Raw genomic sequence first — 23599 nt, 5'->3', positions numbered from 1 at the left:
GTGAAGATCGACCGGACACTTGCAGCGTCTGTCGCTTTGCACGCTCTGGTGATTGGCTGGGGTCTGGTTTCGTTCGCGACGAAGCCCTTCGAGACGACTCCTGAAGAGTCGCTGCCCGTCGATATCATTTCCGCCGATCAGTTCGCCAAGGTCACGCAGGGTATCAAGACCGGCAAGAAGGAAGTGACGAAGCCGCTCGTCGAGAAAGTCGCCGATGCAACGCCGCCGCAGGACGATCCGGTCGGCAAGATCGACGACAAGAAGCCTCCGGTCGTGACCGACACCGCGCCAGAGCCTCCGCCGAAGCCCGTTGAAAAGCCGGTTGAGAAAAAGCCGGAGCCGCCGAAGCCTGTCGCGCAGGAAAAGCCAAAGGAAGAAACCAAGCCGGCGGAAAAGAAGCCCGACCCGGCGAAGGTTGATCCCATTGCCGAAGCGCTGAAGAAGGAGCAGGCGAAAAAGCCTGAGCCGAAGAAGCAGCAGGCGCAGGCGAAGCCTCCGCCGCCGCCGAAGGAAAAGCACGAGCGCGTGTTCGATCAGACCAAGATCGCGGCACTGCTCGACAAGCGCGATCCGACGCGGCAGTCGATGACCGGCTCGGAATTGAATTCGCAGGCCGCGCTCGGTCTCTCGCACGGCCGCTCCGCCGACAACTCGGCGACCTGGGGCTCGATGTTCAAGCAGCAGGTCGAGCGTTGCTGGAAAAAGCCTTACGGCGGCATCGAGGCGCAGCAGATTCAGGCGAGCTTCGATGTCCGTCTGAAGCAGGACGGCACGCTCGAGGCGATGCCGGTGCCGCTGCCCGGCACCAACACGCCGTATTTCCGCGTCTATCAGGAGAGCGCGCGCCGCGCGATCATCGAGTGCCAGCCCTACAAGCTGCCGGCGGCGTTCTTCAACGAATGGAAATTCTTCGAGCCCGTTTTCACCGAACGTACTTCTTAAACAGTCGCGTAATATGCGCGCAGGAACATGATCCGATGAGCAAGGACGACGTAACGCCCATGACATTCAAGATGACGCGCCGGCAACTGGTCGGCGCAACGGCAGCGGGCCTTGTGGCCGCGCCGCTCAGCAAGGCGTTTGCGCAGGTCCGCGTTCAGGTTGACCAGGGCAACTTCCAGCCGATCCCGATCGCGATCCCGAATTTCGTCGCGGGTGGCCAAAGCGATGGCGAGGTCAGCGCGGGCATCGCCTCCGTCATCACCAACAATCTCAAGCGCAGCGGCCTGTTTGCGCCGATCGATCAGGCGGCTTATATCGAACGCATCTCCAACATCGACGTGCCGCCGCAGTTTCCGAGCTGGCGGCAGATCAACGCGCAGGCGCTCGTCACCGGCCGCGCCACGCGGCAGGGCGACGGCCGCCTCAAGGCGGAATTCCGGCTGTGGGACGTGCCGGCCGCGCAGCAACTCACCGGCCAGCAATATTTCACTTCGCCCGAGTCGTGGCGGCGCGTGGCCCACATCATTTCCGACCAGATCTACGAGCGTCTCACCGGCGAGAAGGGCTATTTCGACAGCCGCGTGGTGTTCGTCGACGAGTCCGGTCCGGCGCAGCGTCGCGTCAAGCGGCTCGCGATGATGGATCAGGACGGCGCCAACGTGCGCTATCTGACGCGTGGCGCTGATCTCGTGCTGACGCCGCGCTTCTCGCCGTCCACGCAGGAAATCACCTACATGGAATTCGGCGGCGGTGATCCGCGCGTCTATCTGTTCAACGTCGAAACCGGCCAGCGCGAGATTGTCGGCAACTTCCCCGGCATGTCGTTCGCGCCGCGTTTCTCGCCGGACGGCCAGCGCATCATCATGAGCCTGCAGCAGGGCGGCAATTCCAATCTCTATGTGATGGACCTGCGCTCGAAATCGACCACCCGTCTGACCGACACGCCGGCGATCGACACCTCGCCGTCCTACGCCCCGGATGGCTCGCGTATCTGCTTCGAGAGCGATCGTGGCGGCAAGCCGCAGATCTACGTGATGGGAGCAGGCGGCGGCGCAGCGCAGCGCATCTCGTTCGGTGACGGCAGCTACTCGACGCCGGTCTGGTCGCCGCGTGGCGACTACATCGCTTTCACCAAGCAGGGTGGCGGCCAGTTCGCCATCGGCATCATGAAGCCGGACGGATCAGGCGAACGCATTCTCACCTCGGGCTTCCACAATGAAGGTCCGACATTTGCGCCGAACGGCCGCGTGGTGATGTTCTTCCGCGACCTCGGTGCGGGCCCCAATCTGTTCACCGTGGATATCTCCGGCCGCAATGAACTCAAGGTTCCGACGCCGGGTTTCGCGTCCGACCCGGCATGGTCGCCGCTGCTGTCCTGAACGGAACAGGGACTCAGCTGATCCGATTTTTCAAAAGGCCCGCGCGGATGTTCCGCGCGGGCCTTTTTCTGGGCTTCAACGTCGCGCCACATTTACACCCTATTAACCATCGCCATTGCTTTAAGCGATTCAGGGGCATTTGAGGGGCTTTGGCAACGGCTCATCAAGGTTGACGGAACGTTCGCTTAACCAAGCGGGCGTAGACCGAAATCTGTTCAAAAAACCCGAGCGTGGAGGCTCCGGAATGTTCTCCCAAATGCGTATCCTCCAAGGATTCAAACTGGCGGCCGTCTTGGTCGTGGCCCTTTCGATGGGCGCCTGCGCCAACAAGAACGGCGACCTGAACGGCAACGGCATGGCCGGTGCTGCGACGCCAGGCAGCCAGCAGGACTTCGTGGTCAACGTCGGCGACCGCGTGTTCTTCGACAGCGACCAGACCGAACTGTCGCAGCAGGCGATCAACACCCTCGAGAAGCAGGCCCAGTGGCTACAACAGTACCCGCGCTACAGCTTCACCATCGAAGGCCATGCCGACGAACGCGGTACCCGCGAATACAACATCGCGCTCGGCGCCAAGCGTGCCCAATCGGTGCGAAACTTCCTGGTCTCGCGCGGCATCAATGCGAGCCGCATGCGCACGATCTCCTACGGCAAGGAACGCCCGGTGGCGGTGTGTAACGACATCTCCTGCTGGTCGCAGAACCGCCGCGCGGTCACGGTGCTCAACGCCAGTTCGTAAGTATTCAGTCTTACTGACGGTATGAAAACGGCGCCCTCGGGCGCCGTTTTTGTTAGTGCAGGTCAATAGGGCCCTGTCGGCAGTCACATTTTTGGCGTAGTAAAACTCTCATCCTGCACGGCCCAATTTCAGGGCGGGAATGAAGAACGAAATCGCCATGTCACCGAAATCGAAAACTGTCGCCGCCGCAGGATTGGCCTGCGCGCTTGCTATGCTGTCGTCCCTTGCGCTGCCGATGCAGGCGCACGCGCAATACGACAACGATTCTCAAGGCGATCCCCAGATGGAGATCGACCGGTTGTCCGACCAATTGCGCAAGCTGACGGGGCAGAACGAGGAATTGCAGCATCGCAATCAGGTTCTCGAAGAACAGCTTCGCCAGTTGCAGGGCGGAGCGGCGCCCGGCGCCGGCGCTCCTCCCGCGCGTGGGCCGGCGAATGCCGGACCGGCACCGTATCAAAACCAGCAATATCAAAATCCGCCGTATCAAAATCCGCAGTATCAGCAGCAGCCCGCTTATCAGGGCCAGCAGCCGGGCGCGCCGATCACCACGCCATACAATGACGGGCAGGCGCCGGTCGCGCCGCCGGCAGGCGGTCGCCGCGGTGATGCATTCGACCCCAACCAGAATCCGAGCGCGCCCGGTGCACCGCGGGCGCTCGGCAGCATGCGGGGTCAATCCAACTATGCGGAGCCGGGTTCTTCGCAGCCGGGCGCGCCGATGAACCTCGAGGGCAATAACGGCGTTGTCTCCCCGCCACCCGCTGCAGGTGGAAGCGCGGCACTGACCACGGCGCCGCCGACGCAGTCGCCGAAGGACGAATTCGATCTCGGTCTCGGTTACATGCAGCGCAAGGATTACGGACTCGCCGAGGAGACCATGCGCAATTTCACGGTGAAATACCCGAGCGACCGTCTGGTCGGTGACGCGCAATACTGGCTTGGCGAGAGCCTGTTCCAGCGCAAGAAATACCGCGAGGCGGCGGAAGCGTTTCTCGCTGTGACCTCGAAATACGATAAATCGGCCAAGGCGCCGGATGCGATGCTGCGGCTCGGCGAGTCGCTTGCCGCGTTGAAGGAAAAGGATGCCGCCTGTGCGGCGTTTGGGGAAGTCGCGCGGAAATATCCGCGCGCGTCAAGCAGCGTGAAGCAGGGTGTCGCGCGTGGACAGAAACGCTCCGGCTGCTGAACCCGTTTCGGCGCAGGAAGCCCGGCAACTCTTCGCCGGATGGAAGCGGATTCCCGCACTGGTGCTGGCCGTGTCCGGCGGCCCGGATAGCGTTGCACTGTTATGGCTCGCCGCGCGCTGGCGCAAATCGCTCAAGAAGGGACCGGACCTGCTCGCGGTGACGGTCGATCACGGTCTGCGGGCGGCGGCGTCGCACGAGGCGCGCGACGTGAAGCGGCTGGCATCCGCGCTCGGCATCGCCCATCGCACCCTGAAGTGGAGCGGAACGAAACCGAAAACCGGCGTGCCGCAGGCTGCGCGCGAAGCGCGCTACACGCTTCTGGCCCGTGCGGCACGTTCCGCTTCGGCGGTGGCGGTCGTCACCGCCCACACCCAGGACGATCAGGCGGAAACCATTCTGATGCGGCTGTCGCGCGGCAGCGGCATCACCGGCCTCGGCGGCATGGCGGCTCAAACGGAACGTCACGGCATCGGACTGTTGCGTCCGTTTCTCGATATCCCCAAGGCGCGGCTGGTGGCGACGCTCGACCGCGCCCGGATCGGCTATGCGAGCGATCCGACCAATCACGATCCCGCCTATACGCGCTCGCGGCTGCGCACGCTGATGCCGGTGCTCGCGTCCGAGGGGGCCGACGCCAGGACGTTTGCCCGGCTCGCGCTGCGGCTGTCGCGCGCCGACGCGGCGCTTGAGCGGATGACAGACGGCGCGGAGCGCTATCTTCGCCTTCGCGGCGGCGAAGACAGTGGTTTCGATGCCGCTCTTTTCTCCGCGCTGGCGGAGGAAATTCAGGTGCGGCTGCTGCGCCGCGCGCTGGCAGGCGGAATGGCGGCCCATCCGCCGGAACTGGGACAGATCGAGACGTTGCTGCGTGCCTTGGTTCAGGCGCAAAGCGAAGGGCGGCGCTTCAAGCGGAGTCTCGCCGGAATGACGGTGAGTGTCGAGAAAGGACGGCTGGTGGTTCGCCCCGCGCCGCCGCGCCGGAGCATCCACCCATCGGGTCGGAGCGGACGCTCTTAACCATGCGGCATTCCGGCTCTGCAAAGAGCGGCCGAACCTCCGCAAAAGCCCGCAATTGCGTTAAATAGTCTTGCGCGGTTCCCTTGGCATTGGGGACAGCGACACATAGATTGAGCCGGCCGGTTCATACCCGGCAATCGGACGAAATGGACCCTAGGGTTAGGCCTCCTGCGTTGCGGGGCCTGTGAAGGATAACGAATGAACGCGAATCTGCGCAATTTTGGCCTCTGGGTCATCATCGTCCTCCTGCTGCTGGCGCTGTTCACGCTGTTCCAGAACCCGGCGCAGCGCACATCGTCGCAGGACATCTCCTTTTCGCAGTTGCTGAACGAGGTTGATCAGAACCACGTGCGTGATGTCGTCATTCAGGGTCCTGAAATTCGCGGCACGCTGACCAACGGTTCGACCTTCCAGACTTATGCGCCGAGCGACCCGACGCTCATCAAGCGCCTGTACGATGCCAAGGTCTCGATCACCGCGAAGCCGCCGGGCGACAACGTGCCATGGTTCGTCTCGCTGCTGGTTTCGTGGCTGCCGTTCATCGCGCTGATCGGCGTGTGGATTTTCCTGTCGCGTCAGATGCAGGGCGGCGCTGGCAAGGCGATGGGCTTCGGCAAGTCGCGCGCCAAGATGCTGACCGAAGCGCATGGCCGCGTGACGTTTGAGGACGTCGCAGGCGTGGATGAAGCCAAACAGGATTTGCAGGAGATCGTCGAGTTCCTGCGCGATCCCGGCAAGTTCCAGCGGCTAGGTGGACGGATTCCGCGCGGCGTGCTGTTGGTCGGCCCGCCCGGTACGGGTAAGACGCTGATCGCGCGTGCGGTCGCGGGCGAAGCCAACGTGCCGTTCTTCACCATTTCGGGTTCGGACTTCGTCGAGATGTTCGTCGGCGTCGGCGCTTCGCGCGTCCGCGACATGTTCGAGCAGGCGAAGAAGAACGCGCCGTGCATCATCTTCATCGACGAAATCGATGCGGTCGGCCGTCATCGCGGCGCCGGTCTCGGCGGCGGCAATGACGAGCGCGAGCAGACGCTGAACCAGTTGCTGGTCGAGATGGACGGCTTCGAGGCGAACGAGGGCGTGATCCTCATTGCCGCGACCAACCGCCCCGACGTGCTCGATCCCGCGCTGCTGCGCCCGGGTCGCTTCGACCGTCAGGTCGTGGTGCCGAATCCGGACGTCGTCGGCCGCGAGCAGATTCTCAAGGTTCACGTCCGCAAGGTGCCGCTGGCCCCCGACATCAACCTCAAGACCATCGCACGCGGCACCCCGGGCTTCTCCGGCGCCGACCTGATGAACCTCGTCAACGAAGCCGCACTCACTGCTGCGCGCCGTAACAAGCGGATGGTGACGCAGGCCGAGTTCGAGGAGGCCAAGGACAAGGTGATGATGGGCGCCGAGCGCAAGTCGCTCGTCATGTCCGAGGAAGAGAAAATGCTGACGGCCTATCACGAGGGCGGCCACGCCATCGTCGGCCTCAACGTGCCTGCGACCGATCCAATCCACAAGGCGACGATCATCCCGCGTGGCCGTGCGCTCGGCATGGTCATGCAACTGCCGGAGCGCGACAAGATGTCGATGTCGCTCGAGCAGATGACCTCGCGCCTCGCCATCATGATGGGCGGGCGTGTCGCCGAGGAGCTTATCTTCGGCCGCAACAAGGTCACGTCCGGCGCTTCGTCGGACATCGAGCAGGCCACGCGCCTTGCCCGCATGATGGTGACTCGCTGGGGCCTGTCGGATGAACTCGGCACGGTGGCCTACGGCGAGAACAATGACGAAGTGTTCCTGGGCATGCAGGTGAATCGTCAGCAGAACGTCTCGGAGGCCACTGCGCAGAAGATCGACTCGGAAGTGAAGCGTCTCGTCGAGGAAGGCTACAACGAAGCGACGCGGATTTTGACCGAGAAGCGCGAGGATCTCGAGACGCTGGCCAAGGGCCTGCTTGAATTTGAAACGCTGTCTGGCGACGAGATCACGGACCTTCTCAACGGCAAGAAGCCGAATCGCGAGTCGGTGCTTGAACCGGCAACGCCTCGTACCTCGGCGGTGCCGCCGACCGGCAAGCCGCGTCCGCGTCCTGATGCCGGAATGGAGCCGCAGCCGCAGGCGTAAGCCGCTCGGCGTTGCTCTCTGCTAGGCTAATCGCGAAAGGCGCAGTATCGAAACTGCGCCTTTTTCTTTGACCCGAGTTTCCGCTTCACCTCCGCGCTGGCGGTGGGGGTGTCGAATGCATGGTCGAGGCGACGGCGTCGATTGTGAAAGTGTTCTCCGGCGCGCTCTCGGACTGGCCCGGCGACCGCCTGCCGTACCGCTGAGGCTTTGCCGATATATCGTTCAGGGCTTCCGGCAAGGGACGAACGCGGTGCCACAAATTTGCGCAGCGTCATGCGGAAATCCTTGCCATTACCTTTGAACTGGTGTTCACTCCTTAAAGGAGTGGGATTTCATTGGTTTATCGTCGTACCCATCAAGTCGTGAAGCGCCTGGAAGCGCGGCGTGCTGCTATTTTGGCAGCAGCGCGTGAAACGGCGTCGGAAGGTGGCATGGCGGCGGTGCAGATTGCTCCGGTGGCGGCGCGCGCGAATGTCGCAGCAGGCACGGTCTATCGCTACTTTCCCTCCAAGGCCGACCTGATTTCGGAATTGATCTCGGATGTCTCCGACAGGGAGTTGATCGCGATCCGCCGCGCGGCGGATGCCGCGCCGGGACCATCTTCGGCGCTCGCGGCGGCCATCACCACCATTGCCGTCCACGTCGTGTCTCACCGCAAACTCGCCTGGGGTATTCTGGCGGAGCCGGTGGATGTCGATGTCAGTGCTTCGCGCCTGACCAGCCGCCGTGCCATTGCAGCCGAACTCGAACTGCGTTTGGAAGCGGCGATCAAGGCCGGTCATCTGCCCGCGCAGGACACTGCGCTGACTGCGACTGCGCTGATCGGCGCGCTGCATGAAGCGCTCGTGGGTCCCTTGGCGCTGGATTCAACCGGCGACGCGGCTAAACTGCGGGAAGCCGTGCAGAACATCTCGTTGTTCGCGTTGCGCGCGGCTGGCGTTCTCGATGCACGTGCGCGCGGACTTGTCGTGCAGGCCGTGCTGCCGATCCGGATGGCGGTCGGCGGCTGATCCCGATCCTCTAGTCATTATGGGGATGGCTTCGCACCATCACCGCGACTAAATATGTCCCTAAATCCTAGGGATGACGAATTCTTCTGGCGCTAGATATGTCGGTGATATATTTGGCGCCGGTAGGCGGGAGACTTCCATGACGATTCAGATGCCTTTGCCCGATCAGGGCATTCTCGCTCGCCGCGATGAGATCATTGCCGCGCTGCGGGCCATCGTGCCCGGCGAGGGCGTGATCGAGACCGAACGGGAAATGAAGCCCTACGAGTCCGACGCGCTGACAGCCTATCGCCAGCCGCCGATGGTCGTGGTGTTGCCTGACACCACCGAGCAGGTCTCACAGGTTCTGAAATACTGCCACGATAACGGCATCAAGGTGGTGCCGCGCGGCAATGGCACGTCGCTGTCGGGCGGTTCGTTTCCACTCGCCGATGGCGTGCTGCTCGGCCTGTCCAAGTTCAAGCGCGTACGCGAAATCGATTTCGACAACCGCGTTGCGGTGGTCGAGCCCGGCATGACCAATCTCGCGGTGAGCCAGGCGGTAGCGCATGAGGGGTTCTACTACGCGCCCGATCCGTCTTCGCAGATCGCCTGTTCGATTGGCGGCAACATCGCGGAGAATTCCGGCGGCGTGCACAGCCTGAAGTACGGTCTCACCACCAACAATGTGCTGGGGTGCGAATTCGTTCTCATCACTGGCGAGATCCTGAAGATCGGCGGCCGCGCGCCGGAAAACGACGGCTACGACCTGATGGGCATCATCACAGGCTCGGAAGGATTGCTCGGCGTCGTCACCGAGATCACCGTGCGCATCCTGAAGAAGCCGGAAACCGCCCGTGCGCTGATGGTTGGCTTCTCGGAAGTTGAGGCGGCAGGCGAATGCGTCGCGCGAGTGATCGGCGCGGGCATCATCCCAGGCGGCATGGAGATGATGGACAAGGACGCTATCCATGCGGCCGAAGCCTTCGTTCATGCCGGTTATCCGCTCGATGTCGAGGCGCTGCTGATCATCGAACTCGACGGGCCGAGCGTCGAAGTGGACGAACTGATCCGGCGCGTCGAGGCGATCGCTCTGGGGTGCGGCTCGAAGACCTGCCAGATTTCCACCTCCGAGCAGGAACGACTGTTGTTCTGGGCCGGGCGTAAGGCCGCGTTCCCGGCGGTCGGACGGCTGTCGCCGGACTATCTGTGCATGGACGGCACCATTCCGCGCGGCAAGCTGCCGGAGGCGCTCGCCGGTATTCGCGAGCTTGGCAAGAAATACGGACTGCGCTGCGCCAACGTGTTCCACGCAGGCGATGGCAATCTGCATCCGCTCATTCTTTACGATGCCAACATCGCCGATGAGATGCAGCGCGCCGAGGATTTCGGCGCCGACATCCTGCGGCTCTGCGTCAAGCTCGGCGGCGTGTTGAGCGGCGAGCATGGCATTGGCGTCGAGAAGCGCGACCTGATGCCGGAAATGCTGAGCGACATCGATCTCGCCCATCATCAGCGCATCAAATGTGCGTTCGATGCCGACGGGCTGCTTAATCCCGGCAAGGTGTTCCCGACGCTGCATCGCTGCGCAGAACTCGGCCGGCTGCATGTGCACGGCGGCAAGCTGCCGTTCCCCGACATTCCGCGATTCTGAGGAAGGTTTGACGTGGTGGAAACGTTGAAGGTGCGCGACGCCAAGGACGTCGAGACGGCGGTGCGCGAGGCGATCGCAGCGGAACAGCCGCTGGAGATCGTGGGGCACGGCAGCAAGCGCGATATCGGCCAACCGGTGACGACCAACGCGGTGCTCGATCTGTCGGCGCTGAATGCGGTGACGTCCTACGAGCCGCACGAACTGATCGTCACGGTACAGGCCGGCGCACCGGTCGCCGACGTGATCGCGATGATGGACGCCAAGAACCAGGAATTCGCGTTCGAGCCGATGGATGCTTCGGTGTTGCTCGGCTCCGCGCTGGGGCAGGGCACGATCGGCGGCATGATCGCATCGGGTCTGTCGGGTCCGCGCCGCATCCGCTCGGGCGGCGTGCGCGATCACCTGCTTGGCGGCAACGCCGTATCGGGTTTCGGCGACTCGTTCGTGGCCGGAAGCCGCGTGGTCAAGAACGTCACTGGCTATGACATCTCCAAGTTGCTGGCCGGTTCCTGGGGCACGCTTGCGGTGCTGACGGAAGCCACCATCAAGCTGGTGCCGAAGGCCGAGGCGCAAGCCACACTGGTGCTGCGCGGTCTCGATGACGCCACTGCCAATCGGGCCATGACCAAGGCGCTGGGTTCGTCTTTCGACGTCTCCGGTGCGGCGCACCTGCCGGTCTCGAATCTGCAGGTGCTTGATGGCGCGCTGGCGAAAGCGGGCGCGCCGCAACAGGCGCTGACGCTGGTGCGGGTCGAAGGGATCGACGTTTCGGTTGCGGACCGGTCGCGCTCGCTGGCGACCTTGCTGACGTCTTTCGGCGCGGTCGAGATGATCAACGACGATGAATCGGCGGCGATCTGGGCCGCGCTGCGCGACGTGGCACCGTTTGCGGCGGCGTCGCCCCTTGGCGGTTACGCGGTCTGGCGCATCGTCTGCCCGCCGACGGCGGGAGCAGCCCTCGGCACGGCGCTCAGGCGCGAGACCGGCGGCGAGGTGACCTACGACTGGGGCGGTGGATTGATCTGGGCGGCTGTGCCGCCTGCCACTGATGCCCATGCAGCCACTGTGCGCGCCCACACCGAGGCAGCAGGGGGGCATGCCATGTTGCTCCGGGCACCGAAGGATGTCCGCGCGGCGACGGATGTGTTTCATCCGCAGGCGCCGGGCGTTGCGGCCTTGAGCCGTCGCCTCAAGCACAGCTTCGATCCCCGTCATATCCTCAATCGCGGCCGCATGCGCCGGGACGACAACCCATGAAGACCGAATTTACGCCCGCCCAGCTTGCCGATCCGGATATTGCGGAAGCCAACACGATCTTGCGCAAATGCGTGCATTGCGGCTTCTGCACCGCAACCTGCCCGACCTACGTGCTGCTCGGTGACGAACTCGATAGCCCGCGCGGGCGCATCTACCTCATCAAGGAGATGCTCGAGCAGGACCAGAAACCGTCGGCCGAAGTGGTGAAGCACGTCGACCGCTGCCTGTCCTGCCTTGCCTGCATGACGACGTGCCCCTCGGGCGTGAACTACATGCATCTCATCGATCAGGCCCGGGTGAAGGTCGAGGAGGAATATTCCCGGCCGCTTTCCGACCGTTTGATCCGTGCGCTGCTTGCCTATGTGCTGCCGCGCCCCGGGGTGTTCCGTGCCGGCATGATGGCGGCGCGGCTGGCGAAGCCGTTCGTCAGTCTGTTGCCCGGTTCGGCGCAGCCGAGCCATCCGCCGACGTTGTTTGACCGGTTGCGGGCGATGCTGGCGCTGGCGCCGGGCGCGCTGCCGTCGCCAGGACCTGCGGCTGGGACCGTGTTCCCCGCACAGGGAACGCGTCGCGGCCGCGTCGCGCTGCTGCAGGGCTGTGCCCAGCAGGTGCTGGGGCCGAACATCAATCAGGCGGCGATTCGTCTGCTCACCAGGTTCGGCGTCGAAGTCGTGCTGGTCGCGGACGAGCAGTGCTGCGGGTCGCTGACGCACCACATGGGCCGTGACGACGACGCGCTGCATCGGGCAAAGGCCAATATCGACGTCTGGGTTCGCGAGGCCGACGCCCATGGGCTCGATGCCATCCTGGTGACGACGTCGGGCTGCGGCACGACCATCAAGGATTACGGTTACCTGCTGCGCGAGGACAAAGCCTATGCGGACAAGGCCGCGCGGGTCTCGAAGCTCGCAAAGGACATTACCGAATATCTCGCGGTGTTAGATGTGCAATGGCCACGGCCTCAAAATGAAATCGTCGTCGCCTATCACTCAGCCTGTTCGCTGCAGCACGGACAGAAAATCACAGAGGCTCCGAAAGAATTGCTTTCCAAGAGCGGATTCGTGGTGAAAGATGTACCTGAGGGTCATCTGTGTTGCGGATCGGCTGGGACGTACAACATTCTCCAGCCCGAGATTGCAAGGAGATTGCGCGAGCGTAAGGTCGCCAATATCGCATCCGTCAAGCCGGACATCGTGTCGGCAGGCAATATTGGGTGCATGGTGCAGATCGGCAGCGAACTGAAGAATGCCGAAGGCGCACCGATCCCGGTGGTTCACACCATCGAATTGCTCGACTGGATGACCGGCGGCCCGTCCCCGCACAATAGCCTGCCTGCAAACAGGTGATCGGCTGCCGCGAGGCAGGAAGTCTTCCATTCCGGAAGCGCTTCGAAACGTCGATCGATAATCCCACCGAAGGGAAACAGGAGGACGGTTATGGCGAAGGGTAAAAAGAAGAAGAATAAAAACAAGAAACAGAAGAAATTGAACGTGGCCAAGGCGGCCAAGAAGTCGACGAAAAAGTCAGCAAAAAAATCGAAGAAATCGGCGAAGAAATCCTCGACGAGAAAGGCTGCCAAGCGCCCTGTGAAGAAGGCCGCGAAGAAAGCTGCAAAGAAGTCAGCCAAGAAGGCCGCCAAGCGTCCGGCAAAGAAGTCGGCCAAGAAGGCCGTGAAGAAAACCGCGAAGAAGGCCGCTCCGAAGAAGGCCGCAAAGAAACGCGCCGCGCCGCGTAAACCGGCCGCTCCGGCTCCAGCCCCGGCGGCGGTCCCGTCGTATGATGAGCCGATGGCGAATCTGTCGGAATCCTCCCACCTGTCGCCCGCGAACTGGTTCACCAGTGAGGACAAGGACAATCATCAGTCCTGACGGCAAGGCGATCTCTAAAAACAAAGCCGCGCCTCAAAGCGCGGCTTTTTCGTTTCAGGAAAGGGAGATTCGTTTCGGCAAGGACAGGCTTCGCCCGAGATGAGGACTGGAGAGAGCCGAGATTCGCGCCTCTCCCATCCGACATGATGTCTTCGGCTGCCAGATAAAATATATCGTGCCGAAGAAAAAACCTGCATTTAGGCGTTGTCGAAATGCAACATTTCAGCAGACAGCGTACGGCAAATGTCGGAATCGCCTAATAAGGCGGCAACTGCACGGCATTTTTGCTTTCCCCTTTTCATGCTGCTCCGCACATTGCGTTCATCGAAGGGTGCTCGTGAATCAGTGCCTGCCACCCCGATTGTCGGCGATGGCGGGCTCCAACGGTGGGGGTTGTTATGAAATTGGTTCTTCCGGCTGCGGCGGCCGTCGCGGTCAGTCTTTTTGGGGCGCAGATGGCGGCGGCGGCCGATCTTCCGGTCAAGGCGTACAAGGCGCCGGTGGTCGCGGCGTTCGATCCGTGGGACATCGCCTTCGGGGCGGGTGTCATGAACGATTACGTGTTTCGCGGCATTACACAGTCCAACCACAAGCCGTCGGTCACGGCCTATTTCGAGCCGCGCTACAATGTGACCAAGGACCTGCAGCTTTATGTCGGCACCTCGTTCGAAAGCATTTCATTTCCGAACCGCGCTGCCGCAGAGGTCGACATCTACGGCGGTATCCGCCCGACCTTCGGCGCTCTCGCGCTCGACTTCGGTGTCTGGGGTTACCTGTATCCGGGCGGCACCTGCGTCGGCAACGGCATCGCCGGTTCGTTCGGCGGGGCGGGGTCCTGTGGCTTCGACAGCCAGATCGTGCTGGCCAACGGCAACTTCCTGAAGAAGGACGTCTCCTTCTACGAGGTCTACGGTAAGGCCAATTACACCTTCAATGACTACTTCGCCGCGGGTGGCAACATCTACTACACCCCGAGCTTCCTGAACTCAGGTGCGGAAGGTACCTACGCCTCGGTGACAGCCAAGGTCACGGCGCCGAGCACATTCCTGCCGAACGGCATCGGCAGCTACGTCTCGGGTGAATTCGGCCGCCAGTGGCTCGGCACTTCCGACGCGTTCTACGGCAATATCAACTACAAGGACTACAACACCTGGAACGTCGGCATCGGTTTCACCTACAAGGTGTTCACGCTCGATCTGCGCTATTCCGACACCAACCTGAGCAAGGGTGATTGCAACGCCTTCACCAGCGATTACACCGCAAGCCAGACCGGATTTATCACGCCGATCAACGGAGCGCCGGGTTATGGCTCGAAATGGTGCGGCGCGAGCTTCATCGCCAAGCTCTCGGCTGACCTGACGCTGATGAGCAACATCAAGTAAGTTCTTCTCCAAGACCGACTGCAAAGGGCGGCGGAGCAATCCGCCGCCCATTTTTATGCGTCGTCAGCCTGCGGTCGCTGACGCGGAATGTTCCACAAGAGCATGATGCGACAGGACGACATGGCGCTGATGGAATGACTGAAGCGTGCTGCGATGGCCGATCGAGACGATCGTGCTTTCAGGCAGGCGTTGCGCGATAAGGCGATACAGCAAAGCCTCCGTCTCCTCGTCGAGCGAGGCGGTTGCCTCGTCCAGCATCAGGAATTGCGGTTTGTGCAGAAGCGCGCGGGCGATTCCGAGTCGCTGCTGTTCGCCAGGCGACAGCGATTGATTCCAATGGCCGGTCTTGTCGAGTTGATCCGCGAGCGCGGGTAGGCCGACATCAGCTAGGGCAGCTTCAAGCGTGGCACGCTCGAAATGGCCCGGCTGTGCCGGATAGGCGAGTGCGTCCGACAAAGGCCCGATCGGGAAATACGGCCGTTGCGGCAGCGACATCAGCGTCGCTCCCGCCGGGATCGATACCGTGCCTTTGCCGAACGGCCAGATTCCGGCAATGGCACGGAACAGGGTGGACTTGCCGGAGCCGGATGGACCGGTCAGCAGCAGCCGTTGGCGATGCGACAGGACGAAACGGTCAGCAGCAAGAAGCGGTGCGCCTGCCGGCGAGGTCAGCGTCAAATTGTCGAGGACGATATTGTCCGCGCTCCCGTCGGGCATTACACGGATGTTGCCGCGCCGCTTTTCCCGCGCGGTCGCCATGGAATGTTCGAAGCCTTCGAGACGCTCGATCACCGCCTGCCATTCGGCCAGTTGGCGATAGGCGCTGATGAAAAACGACAGCGCGCCCTGCACGCTGAGAAAGGCGGATGCCGCCTGCATCACGCCACCGAGCAGGGTTTTATGCGCGAAATACGCAGGTGCAACCATGATGTAAGGGAAGATCTGCACGGCTTGCGCGTAGCTCTGCGTTACCGCTGTGATCTTCGTGGTGCGGATCATGATGGCGTGCCAGTTGCGGATGATGGCGCCCAGCCGCTCCGACAGTCGCATATGCTCGGCATCGCCGCCTTTGAGCAGCGCGATCTGCTCGGAATTCTCCCGCGCGCGCACGAGGTTGAAGCGAAAATCGGCCTCATAGCGCTGCTGATGGAAATCGAGTGCGATCAGCGGCTTGCCGATCAGATGGGTGAAGATGGTGCCGCCGATCGCGTAGATCAACGCCGCCCACACCAGATAGCCGGGGATGCTGAGCGGCATGCCGAACAGATGAAGAGGAGCGGCTTCCGACAATCCCCACAGGATGACGACGAAAGACACCAGCGTCACCACGGAATTGAGGAGCCCGAGGCTGAGCGTGAGAAACTGCTCGATGAAGATACGCACGTCCTCGGCGATACGCTGGTCGGGATTGTCGGCTGGGTCGCCCGCGAGTTGCATCCGGTAATGAGTGGCGTCGTTTAGCCATTCGCCGAGATAGCGTTCGGTCATCCATTTCCGCCAGCGGATCTGCAGCCACTGGTTGAGGTAAAGCTGCAAGATCGCGATGACGATGAAAATCGCCGCCACCACGCTGAAGTAGATGATCTCGTGAACGAAGGTGTCCCACTTGTATTCTTGCAGCGCGGTATAGAAGCGATTGCGCCACTGATTGATGAGGACGTCGATCGCCACGGTGCCGAGTTCGATGGTGACGACGGCTCCGAGCAGGATGCCGCCTGCCCACTTGTCCTCAGAACGGAAATAAGGGGTCGCGAGCCGCCAGATCGTGGCGAGCGCCGATACGATACGTTTCACGGAAGATCTCCTGAGAGTAGGCCGGGTGACGTCACGGGAACGTGGCGCAGACGGAAGCAGGCCCCACAGCAAATAAATCACTGAATAAGACTAAAGTTAGGGCCGGGTTCGACTGCGTTGTCTTGTCTGGAATCCCTTACCGCTTTTAGCATGCAACTTAACGGCGAGGCCGGGGGGCAGTTCACGAGTCGGCGATACAGTTCATTACGTCAGGCGCCGACTGTCCATGTTTCCCTCCCTCAGAAGCCAAGCCTCAGGCTCCGGGCAGTTCGCTTCTCCCGGAGCGACATAACCGCGTGGGGGAGACCGAATTCATGTGGAATCAAGTCTATAATCCATTCAACAATCAGGTCTTATCGACCTTGGCGGCGGCCATTCCCGTCGTTACGCTGTTGGTGCTGATCGCATCCAACAAGGTCAAGGTTCACATCGCCGCGATCATCGCGCTGATCGTTGCCAATCTCGTCGCGATCTTCTTCTTCACCATGCCGGCCGGCATGTCGATCCGGGCCTCGCTGCTCGGCGTTGTCACCGGGTTCTTCCCGATCGGCTGGATCGTGCTCAACGTCATTTTCCTCTACCGCTTGACGGTGGAGAAGGGTGTGTTCGAGACGCTGCAGAACACCATCGGCGGCGTGACCCGCGACCGCCGCCTGCAGATTCTGTTGATCGCCTTCTCATTCGGCGCGTTCTTCGAAGGCGCTTCGGGCTTCGGCACTCCGGTTGCCGTGACCGGCGCGATCCTCATCGGCCTCGGCTTCTCGCCGCTCGCCGCTTCGGGTCTGTCGTTGATCGCCAACACCGCTCCGGTCGCCTACGGCGCACTCGGTACGCCGATCGCCGGCCTGTCCAGCGTCACCGGGCTTGATCCGTTTCTGCTCGGTGCGATGGTCGGACGCCAGTTGCCGGTCTTCTCGCTGATCGTGCCGTTCTGGGTGGTCTGGGCGTTCGCGGGCTGGAAAGGCATGAAGGAAGTCTGGCCGGCGATCCTCGTCACCGGCATCTCCTTCGCCGTTCCGCAGTTCGTGATCTCGAACTTCATCAACCCCTGGATCGTCGACATCGGCGCCTCGCTGATCTCGATGGGCGCGCTGATCCTGTTCCTGAAGGTATGGCATCCGAAGAACATCTGGACTTCCGCCACGCTGGGTGCGCATGACGAGTCTGCCGCCACCATGGCGCCGGTGAAGCAGAACACCGTGAAACCGACCCGCGCGGAAGTGTGGAAGTCGCTGCTGCCGTGGATCATCGTTTGCATCGTGCTGCTGATCTGGGGCACCGACCACTTCAAGAACGCCGTCAACTCCTGGGCGACGTGGAAGTACGCGGTTCCTGATCTCGACAAGATGATCATGAAGGTCGCGCCGATCGTGGCGAAGCCGACGCCGGAAGGGGCCGTGTTCGCCTTCACCTGGCTGTCCTACACCGGCTCCGGCATGCTGATCGCGGCCATCATCTCGGGCTTCCTGATGGGGTATTCCCCGTTCGGGTTGATCCGGGTTTATGCCCAGACCATCAAGCTGTGCTCCTATTCGCTGATCACGATCTCGGCGATGCTGGCGATCGGCACGCTCACCCGTCTCTCCGGCATCGATGCCACGCTCGGCCTCGCCTTTGCCGCGACAGGTGTGCTGTATCCGTTCTTCGGCACCTTGCTCGGTTGGTTGGGCGTGGCGTTGACGGGTTCGGACACCGCATCGAACGTGCTGTTCGGCAACCTGCAGAAGATCACCTCCGAACAGCTCGGCCTGTCGCCGATCCTGATGAGCGCCGCGAACTCGTCGGGCGGCGTCATGGGCAAGATGATCGACGCCCAGTCGATCGTGGTGGCCTCCACCGCGACCAACTGGTACGGCCACGAAGGCTCGATCCTGCGCTTCGTGTTCAAGCATTCGATCACGCTGGCCTGCCTTGTCGGCGTACTGGTCATGCTGCAGGCTTACGTCCATCCGTTCACAGCGATGGTCATCAAGTAATCGCCTGAATCCAGAAACGAGAAATCCCCGCGGCGCGCCGCGGGGATTTTTTGTTGACGGTACGGCGTGTGCGCTGGTGCGACCTTCAAGCCCTCGCCAATGTCACAATTCGCGTCTAGAAAACCCGCACATTATCGACGGAAATTGAAATGCCGCTCTACAAATCCATAATTCTGGCTGCGTTTGCGGCACTGATGCTCACGGTCCCTGCGCGGGCGCAGGAGTTTCCATTCGGCCTTGAGTTGACTCTCGATACGTCACAGCTCGCGGGCGCACGGCGTCTGCCGACGCTCGAGATCGGCGAGAACGGCGAAGCCAAGCTCGATCTGTGGTGTAAAACCGGCCGCGGCCAATTCTCGGTAGCCGGCGATACGGTGATCTTCATGCCGGGTGCGATTGCCGACAATGGTTGTGTGCCAGCGCTGGCGCAGGCCGACGACGCCCTGATCGCGAATCTCGGCACGGCTGTGAACTGGAAGCGGCAGGGCGACGCAGTCTCCTTCATCGGCACGACGACGCTGCGCTTTCGCGTCAATTCGAACTGATGCAGTTCTTAGCCGCGAAGCTTACGACTCTCGCAGGATCATGTCGGCGCATTCCCCCGCCGCTTGAATGACGCCGCTGTAGCCGCCGAAGCCTGCATAGGCGGAAGCAAGATAAAGTCCCTGAAGAGGCGTTGCAGACGTGCGCTTTGCCCCGCTGAACAGTGAGCGCGGTGGCGTTGGCGCGAAGCCGTATACCGCGCCGCCCGGCGAGCCGAGATATTGCCGGACAGAATGCGCAGTGTTGAAGGACGATGCCACCACGGATTCAGCAAGGCCCGGAAAATGCCGGTCGAGATGGGCGACGATGGCGCTCTGCCAGCGTGCGCGCTTGGCGCGGTAGCCCTCGTGATCGAGGCCTTCCCAGTTCGAGAGCGTGTCTGGTGCGATCAGCGACAAGACATAAGGCGGCGCGGGCACGCCCGAATCGATTGCGGCATAATCGGCGATGGCGAGCGGCGGCATCTTCTCACCGGGCTCGTCCCGCATCAGCGTCGTGGCCTGCGCGTAGTCGGCGAGTGTCGTCATCCAGTCCGGCAGCAGTTGCGTGGAGTAGGCGGAAAAGCCGAATTCGCGCGGCGGCTTCGAGAGGCCGAGCGTCAGCGCGAACAGCGAGATCGAGGAGGGCCGCGATTCATACGGGCTGAGAAACGGCTTCGCCTGTTTCGGCGGCAACAGCGCGGCAATCGAGGCGGGTGCGCCGTTGCAGACGACGCGCACGCTCTCGGCCGTCTTCGGGTCGCTACCGTCCTTCGCAGTATGATGGACACGAAATGTCTCGCCGTCCTTGTCGATGGCGGTGACGACGCGGCGCAGGATGGTTTCGCCGCCGGCCTTCTTGATCTCGCGGGCCAGCGCGCTTGAGAGCCGCTGCGATCCGCCGTGGACGTAGCGGCCTCCGCTGAGCAGCAGGCCACCTTGCGCCATGGCGAAATAGACCCACCACAATGTCGCGGGATCGTCGTGGTAGTAGCAGAGGTTGGCTGCGAACGCGCATTTCAGCGCTTCATTGTCGCCGAAGGCCTGCTGCAGCTTTTTCGCAAGCGGCATTTTCCAGTCGCGGATCGCGGGTGCGATCGACATCAACGCGCCATAGATGTCGCCGGAGCGCCGCGTCGCGGCATCGCCCTGCGTCAGCGCGCCGGCGGCGGATGCAATCTGCTTCATCTCGCAGAGCAGCCGCGCGATGGCCTCGCGCGCTTCCGGGAAACGGGCGCTCAATGCCTCGCGTGCGCCGTCGAAATCATCAGGCACCAGAAGCGGAGACGACAGTGGGCCGCCGCGCACCTCATAGAGCGCGCCACCCGGCGACCATTTCAATGTCTCGAGGATGCCTGCGCGTGACAGCGGGAGATGTTTGGGATCGCGCGGATCGTGCGGATCGCCGGTTTCGTGCAACGAGCCTTCGACGAACAGGTCGCCGACCTTGTAGCTCGACGCTGCGCCGCCAACCGAATTGCTTTTCTCGATGACGAGCACCTTGCGGCCCGCCCGTGCCAGCAACGCGCCGCTGGTCAGGCCGCCGAGGCCGGCGCCGACGATGATGACATCGTATGGCATCAGAACTGAACCCGGTTGTGGCGGAAGGCGGCGACCATCACTTCCATGCGGCCTGCTCGGCGTCCCAGCGCTGGCCCTTGAGATCGGTGGCCATGCCCCGCACGAGCCCGTCGTCGTCGGTGTATGTGCCTTCGGTCTCGTCGCCGACCGAGGAGTCCGCGAAGTTCAGATGCGGGTCTGCGGCTTCATCGCGGGTCGTCGCTGCTGGTACGCCAAGCCAGATCACCAGCCGGTCGGCGTTGCCCGGCTTTTCGGGACCGACGAGTGCCAATACTTCCAGCGTGTCGGTCAGGTTCAGCGAGGGCACGAGCGTGTTGGGGCGTTTCATCGTGATGGTCAGTTCGCCCGTGGTATCACTCCATTTGGTGCTGGCGGCCTGCGCTGCAAGGGTTTTCGAGGCGCTCGCCGCGAGTGCGGCAGCGAGACGGTCGCGGTCCAGCTTGCCGTCCTTGCGCCAGTCCGCGGCCGGAATGCGGATGGCGCGCTCGGTATCGTAGCTGCCGGTGGTCCAGCCCGCCGTGACGACACCGGATGCGGTTTTCAATCGCGCGATGAGGGCGCCCGCGCGCTGCGGATCGACATCGAACCGCACGAGCTGCGTGCCGGTGCGAAGCGCCGTGCAATCGGTGGCGAGGCTGTCGAGCGATAGTTCAACATCGTCGTTACGCAGGCTTTTGAGGAGATCGGCGAAATTCTCGCGCTTGACCTTGAGCGCGAGCGATTGCGGCGACAGTTCGGTAAAGTCCGCCGGGCTCTCGGTGATGCTGTCATCCGCGCTTTGCGCCGCCTCGAACTCCCGCTGGTCGGAATCGGTGTTGTCGGTCGACAGGACTTCGGAGGTTTTGTCGCCAACCGTGATCCTGCCCTCGAAGGTGATGGCCTTGTTCTCGGGCTTGCGCGTGAGGTTGACGGTAACCGGCAGTTTTTCTTCGGTGGTCTGGCCGGTGCCACTCAGCTTCTGACCGTCGGCCTTCAATTCGACGGCGAAGCGATCCTTGCGCTCGGAGCCGATCGAAGGTGAATAGCAAACGTCCAGCACAGTCGAGGTGATCTTGCCGCCATCATGGGTTTCCCGAATGAAGGCATCCACGGGAAGATCGCCGAGGATGTCACCAAGTCCCGTGAAGTAGCGGACCTCTCCACCGATGAGCGGACTTTTCGCGGGTGCCTTGGCCGCTTGCGCCATGACGAGGGAGCTGGCGAACGGACTCGCGGTGACGCCGAGGATCAGGGCGGAGCAAACAACGGTCGAAAGTCGCATCAGGGGTATCCTGCGTGAAGCGGGGAACGTCCATCGAAACAGCGGGGCGACCATAGACGCTTATCGGCGTGATTTGAACGCCATCTCCTTGCTAGAGCGGCATTTTCCTCGTTCCAGGCTCCGCGGGCGGGTATTATTTGCCGCGAATTGCGACGGCTCTGCGTCATGGCGAACCGCGCAACAAAAAAGCCGCCCGAAGGCGGCTTTTCGTTTTCTCTGAAGGGAGAGCGGACGGGCTTAGAAGCCCATGCCGCCCATTCCTCCCATGCCACCCATTCCGCCGCCGCCCGGCATCGCGGGTGCGGCTTCCTTCGGCAGCTCGGCGACCATGGCTTCGGTCGTCACCAGCAGGCCTGCCACCGAAGCGGCGTCCTGCAGCGCGGTGCGCACGACCTTCGCCGGGTCGATGATGCCCTTGGCGACCATGTCGACATACTCTTCGTTCTGGGCGTCGAAACCGAAGGTCTCGGTCTTGTTCTCCAGAATCTTGCCGACCACGATCGAACCCTCGACACCGGCGTTCTCCGCGATCTGACGGATCGGAGCTTCCAGCGCCTTGAGCACGATGTTGATGCCAGCCTGGACATCGGCGTTGTCGTTGTTGATGCGGCCGACCGCCTTCTTGGCACGCAGCAGCGCGGTGCCGCCGCCGGGAACGATGCCTTCCTGAACGGCCGCGCGGGTCGCGTTGAGCGCGTCTTCGACGCGGTCCTTCTTTTCCTTCACCTCGATCTCGGTCGCACCGCCGACGCGGATCACCGCGACGCCGCCCGCGAGCTTGGCAAGACGCTCTTGCAGCTTCTCACGGTCGTAGTCCGAAGTGGTTTCTTCGATCTGCGCCTTGATCTGGTTGACGCGAGCTTCGATCTCCGCCTTTTTGCCGGCGCCGCCGACGATGGTGGTGTTCTCCTTGTCGATCACCGCCTTCTTGGCGCGGCCGAGCTGCTTGAGCGTGACGTTCTCAAGCTTCATGCCGAGATCTTCGGAGATGAGCTGGCCGCCGGTGAGGATCGCGATGTCCTCGAGCATCGCCTTGCGGCGATCGCCGAAGCCCGGAGCCTTCACAGCCGCAACCTTGAGGCCACCGCGCAGACGGTTGACGACGAGGGTCGCGAGCGCCTCGCCTTCGATGTCTTCCGCGATGATCAGGAGCGGCTTCCCAGACTGCACCACAGCTTCCAGCACAGGCAGCATCGCCTGCAGGCCGGTGAGCTTCTTCTCGTGGAGGAGGATGTAGGTATCCTCGAGTTCGGCGGTCATCTTCTCGGCATTGGTGACGAAGTAGGGCGAGAGATAGCCACGGTCGAACTTCATGCCTTCAACGATATCGACTTCGGTGTCGAGCGACTTGGCTTCTTCAACCGTGATGACGCCTTCGTTGCCGACTTTCTGCATCGCCTGCGCGATCATCTTGCCGATGGTGGAATCGCCGTTGGCCGAAATGGTACCGACCTGTGCGACTTCCGACGACGACGCGACGGGCTTTGCGCGCTTCTCGATGTCCTTGATGACGGCGGCAACTGCGATGTCGATGCCGCGCTTCAGGTCCATCGGGTTCATACCGGCGGCAACCGACTTCGCGCCTTCGCGCACGATCGCCTGCGCGAGAACGGTCGCGGTGGTGGTGCCGTCGCCAGCCAGATCGTTGGTCTTGGAAGCCACTTCGCGCACCATCTGCGCGCCCATGTTCTCGAACTTGTCTTCGAGCTCGATCTCCTTGGCGACGGTGACGCCGTCCTTGGTGATGCGTGGCGCGCCGAACGACTTGTCGATCACGACGTTGCGGCCCTTCGGGCCCAGCGTCACCTTGACGGCGTTGGCGAGGGTGTCGACGCCGCGCAGCATGCGTTCGCGCGCGTCGCCCGAAAATTTAACGTCCTTGGCAGCCATGAAAAATTACTCCGAATTGAGATGTCTTGGATGAGGTCGGGAGA

General features: G+C 62.5%; 19 protein-coding genes. 13 read left to right on the top strand and 6 right to left on the bottom strand.

All coding sequences use genetic code 11. The annotated features are described in order from the left end of the window. From HMPREF9697_RS10190 to ftsH, 6 genes are all read left to right on the top strand, one after another. Entirely contained in the window at positions 1-942 is a 942-nt protein-coding gene (locus tag HMPREF9697_RS10190; RefSeq protein ID WP_002717125.1) for a cell envelope integrity TolA family protein, read from the top strand. A 59-nt stretch (positions 943-1001) separates the two neighbouring features. Beyond that, positions 1002-2321, top strand: coding sequence for a Tol-Pal system beta propeller repeat protein TolB (gene tolB, locus HMPREF9697_RS10185; RefSeq protein WP_172583926.1), 1320 nt, complete (start codon positions 1002-1004; stop codon positions 2319-2321). A 244-nt stretch (positions 2322-2565) separates the two neighbouring features. After that, positions 2566-3060, top strand: coding sequence for a peptidoglycan-associated lipoprotein Pal (gene pal / locus HMPREF9697_RS10180; RefSeq protein WP_002717123.1), 495 nt, complete (start codon positions 2566-2568; stop codon positions 3058-3060). A 157-nt stretch (positions 3061-3217) separates the two neighbouring features. After that, positions 3218-4249, top strand: a complete 1032-nt coding sequence (gene ybgF / locus HMPREF9697_RS10175) for a tol-pal system protein YbgF (protein ID WP_040308211.1) — start codon at positions 3218-3220, stop codon at positions 4247-4249. Further along, complete coding sequence (gene tilS, locus HMPREF9697_RS10170) at positions 4224-5267, top strand: tRNA lysidine(34) synthetase TilS (protein ID WP_002717121.1); 1044 nt, start codon at positions 4224-4226, stop codon at positions 5265-5267. Before ybgF ends, tilS begins: the two co-directional genes overlap by 26 nt. Before the next feature lie 198 nt (positions 5268-5465). Continuing rightward, positions 5466-7382, top strand: coding sequence for an ATP-dependent zinc metalloprotease FtsH (gene ftsH, locus HMPREF9697_RS10165; protein ID WP_002717120.1), 1917 nt, complete (start codon positions 5466-5468; stop codon positions 7380-7382). Positions 7383-7408: 26 nt separating this feature from the next. On the opposite strand, the gene HMPREF9697_RS20915 is transcribed toward ftsH, so the two are convergent. Continuing rightward, positions 7409-7657, bottom strand: coding sequence for a hypothetical protein (locus tag HMPREF9697_RS20915; RefSeq protein WP_002717119.1), 249 nt, complete (start codon positions 7655-7657; stop codon positions 7409-7411). Positions 7658-7717: 60 nt separating this feature from the next. Here HMPREF9697_RS20915 and HMPREF9697_RS10160 point away from each other — a divergent pair, with 60 nt between their 5' ends. From HMPREF9697_RS10160 to glcF, 4 genes are all read left to right on the top strand, one after another. Then, complete coding sequence (locus HMPREF9697_RS10160; protein ID WP_040307895.1) at positions 7718-8392, top strand: TetR/AcrR family transcriptional regulator; 675 nt, start codon at positions 7718-7720, stop codon at positions 8390-8392. A 139-nt stretch (positions 8393-8531) separates the two neighbouring features. After that, entirely contained in the window at positions 8532-10025 is a 1494-nt protein-coding gene (locus tag HMPREF9697_RS10155; RefSeq protein ID WP_002717117.1) for an FAD-linked oxidase C-terminal domain-containing protein, read from the top strand. A gap of 12 nt (positions 10026-10037) precedes the next feature. Beyond that, complete coding sequence (locus HMPREF9697_RS10150) at positions 10038-11282, top strand: FAD-binding protein (RefSeq protein ID WP_002717116.1); 1245 nt, start codon at positions 10038-10040, stop codon at positions 11280-11282. Beyond that, complete coding sequence (gene glcF / locus HMPREF9697_RS10145) at positions 11279-12628, top strand: glycolate oxidase subunit GlcF (RefSeq protein ID WP_002717115.1); 1350 nt, start codon at positions 11279-11281, stop codon at positions 12626-12628. Before HMPREF9697_RS10150 ends, glcF begins: the two co-directional genes overlap by 4 nt. Here the strand turns inward: glcF and HMPREF9697_RS21320 are convergent. Continuing rightward, a complete protein-coding gene (locus HMPREF9697_RS21320; RefSeq protein WP_172583898.1) occupies positions 12556-13137 on the bottom strand; it encodes a hypothetical protein in 582 nt (193 codons plus the stop codon). The two genes, glcF and HMPREF9697_RS21320, sit on opposite strands and share 73 nt — an antisense overlap. 411 nt (positions 13138-13548) lie before the next feature. Here HMPREF9697_RS21320 and HMPREF9697_RS10135 point away from each other — a divergent pair, with 411 nt between their 5' ends. After that, a complete protein-coding gene (locus HMPREF9697_RS10135) occupies positions 13549-14532 on the top strand; it encodes a TorF family putative porin (RefSeq protein WP_002717113.1) in 984 nt (327 codons plus the stop codon). Between the two features lie 63 nt (positions 14533-14595). Here HMPREF9697_RS10135 and HMPREF9697_RS10130 read toward each other — a convergent pair whose 3' ends face one another. Further along, positions 14596-16326 carry an ABC transporter ATP-binding protein/permease gene (locus tag HMPREF9697_RS10130; protein ID WP_002717112.1) on the bottom strand — a complete coding sequence of 577 codons (1731 nt, stop codon included), beginning with the start codon at positions 16324-16326 and terminating at the stop codon, positions 14596-14598. Positions 16327-16640: 314 nt separating this feature from the next. On the opposite strand from HMPREF9697_RS10130, the gene HMPREF9697_RS10125 reads away from it, so the two are divergent. Further along, positions 16641-18302 carry an L-lactate permease gene (locus tag HMPREF9697_RS10125; protein ID WP_002717111.1) on the top strand — a complete coding sequence of 554 codons (1662 nt, stop codon included), beginning with the start codon at positions 16641-16643 and terminating at the stop codon, positions 18300-18302. Between the two features lie 149 nt (positions 18303-18451). Beyond that, positions 18452-18847, top strand: a complete 396-nt coding sequence (locus HMPREF9697_RS10120; RefSeq protein ID WP_002717110.1) for an META domain-containing protein — start codon at positions 18452-18454, stop codon at positions 18845-18847. A gap of 21 nt (positions 18848-18868) precedes the next feature. Here the strand turns inward: HMPREF9697_RS10120 and HMPREF9697_RS10115 are convergent, their stop codons facing one another. From HMPREF9697_RS10115 to groL, 3 genes are all read right to left on the bottom strand, one after another. Beyond that, positions 18869-20404, bottom strand: a complete 1536-nt coding sequence (locus tag HMPREF9697_RS10115; RefSeq protein WP_002717109.1) for a phytoene desaturase family protein — start codon at positions 20402-20404, stop codon at positions 18869-18871. A gap of 37 nt (positions 20405-20441) precedes the next feature. Beyond that, the gene (locus HMPREF9697_RS10110; protein WP_002717108.1) at positions 20442-21665 is read right to left on the bottom strand and encodes a hypothetical protein; all 1224 of its coding nucleotides are present in this window, start codon (positions 21663-21665) and stop codon (positions 20442-20444) included. Positions 21666-21902: 237 nt separating this feature from the next. Beyond that, positions 21903-23555, bottom strand: coding sequence for a chaperonin GroEL (gene groL, locus HMPREF9697_RS10105; protein ID WP_002717107.1), 1653 nt, complete (start codon positions 23553-23555; stop codon positions 21903-21905). Positions 23556-23599: the final 44 nt, after the last annotated feature.

It is taken from the genome of Afipia felis ATCC 53690 (assembly GCF_000314735.2).
GTDB classification, from domain to species: domain Bacteria; phylum Pseudomonadota; class Alphaproteobacteria; order Rhizobiales; family Xanthobacteraceae; genus Afipia; species Afipia felis.
The sequence above is the reverse complement of the archived record's forward strand: the minus strand, read 5'-3'. Positions and strand labels throughout refer to the sequence as shown.